A 1,415-nucleotide genomic window follows, 5' to 3' on the forward strand; every position below is an offset into this window, starting at 1 on the left:
TAATTATATAGATATAACTCCACTTTCTATATATGTAATTAAAATAGGATAAAATGTTTTGAAAATTTTAATTGATAATTGATATAGGAGGAGCATTTATGAATTTAAAATATATAATGGATAGCCCAGGTTTGTGGATAGCATCGTGCTTTACTGTTATTGCAGTTGCTGTTCAAAGTGTAATATTTTTAAAAGCAGCTTTAAAGGAAGCAAAGAGAATAAAAATTCCAAAGGATAAATATGTAAGTGGTATTCGTTCAGCAATTATCACTTCAATTGGACCATCTCTCTCTCCTGCCATTATTCTGATATCTTTAATTACAGTTATTGGAGCCCCTACTACTTGGATGAGATTAAGTGATGTTGGAGCAGCTCGTACAGAATTATCAATGGTCACATTGGCGTCTGGATTACTTGGTGTATCTCCATCATCTGTAGGGTTTGGGATGAAAGCATTTTCTTATTCTGTTTGGGGCATGGCGTTAAATGATTTAGGATGGTTGTTGGTTGCTTTATTTCTTACACATAGAATGAGTAAAGGTGTTAAAATTTTATATTCAAAATATGATCCAAAATGGATAAAACTTTTAATGTTTGGAGCATCTATAGGTTTATTTGCATTTTTACTATCAAGTCAGTTAGTTACTAATACAGGTTTCAAAGTAGATTTCCTAGTGGCTGCTTTTATTTCAGGTATTACTATGTTAATTATGTTGAAATTATTTAAAAGACATCAGAGGCTTAAGGAGTTGTCTTTGGGTATCGCTATGTTAGTAGGAATGTTAGTTACACATGCTATATATTAGGCTTTTATGTTTTATCTAGAGGAGGAAATTATAATGAGTAAGATTGATCAAGAAACTGATTTTAATGGAAAATTAATAAAGATAGGTATAATTAGTTTATGTTTTGCAATAATAGCTAACTTTATTCCTGCGTTATATTTATGGATAGCTTATGGAGTAATACCTTCAGGAAAGGATATTTTAAAGATATGGGGACTGGCTGCAGGAACATTTGGTATATCTTGGATTGTACAGCCAATTGCATACTATAGTATTCTAGGAACGAGTGGAACATACATTGCCTGGTTATCAGGTAGTGTTGCAGATATTAGGCTTCCTGCGGTTACAATGGCTCAAGAGGTATCAGGCGTGGAATCAGGAACTCAAAGGGGAGATGTTATGTCAACAATAGGAATAGCTAGCTCAGTTTTAGTTTCTATTACTTTTATTACTATTTTTACGTTTATTGGTTCCGAAATATTATATGTTTTACCTAAATTTGTTATAGATTCATTTAACAAAAAGGGCGTAATTCTCCTATCTTCTATAAGTGGGAGATGAATAGTCCTTGTTATTTTAGGTTCGATGCCTAAAATAATAACTACTTGACGAATTATTATATATGATGTA

The 1,415-nt window shown here is 31.9% G+C and carries 2 protein-coding genes; both read left to right on the forward strand.

What is annotated here, in order from left to right:
* Window positions 1-98 precede the first annotated feature (98 nt).
* Window positions 99-806, forward strand: a complete 708-nt coding sequence (locus tag J5G60_RS18305; protein ID WP_150356092.1) for a DUF5058 family protein — start codon at window positions 99-101, stop codon at window positions 804-806.
* A 33-nt stretch (window positions 807-839) separates the two neighbouring features.
* On the forward strand, window positions 840-1,346 hold the full coding sequence (locus J5G60_RS18310; RefSeq protein WP_150356091.1) for a hypothetical protein: 507 nt from the start codon (window positions 840-842) through the stop codon (window positions 1,344-1,346).
* Window positions 1,347-1,415 lie beyond the last annotated feature (69 nt).

The organism is Clostridium sp. HV4-5-A1G (genome assembly GCF_900184915.1).
Taxonomy (GTDB): Bacteria; Bacillota; Clostridia; order Clostridiales; family Clostridiaceae; genus Clostridium_B; species Clostridium_B aromativorans.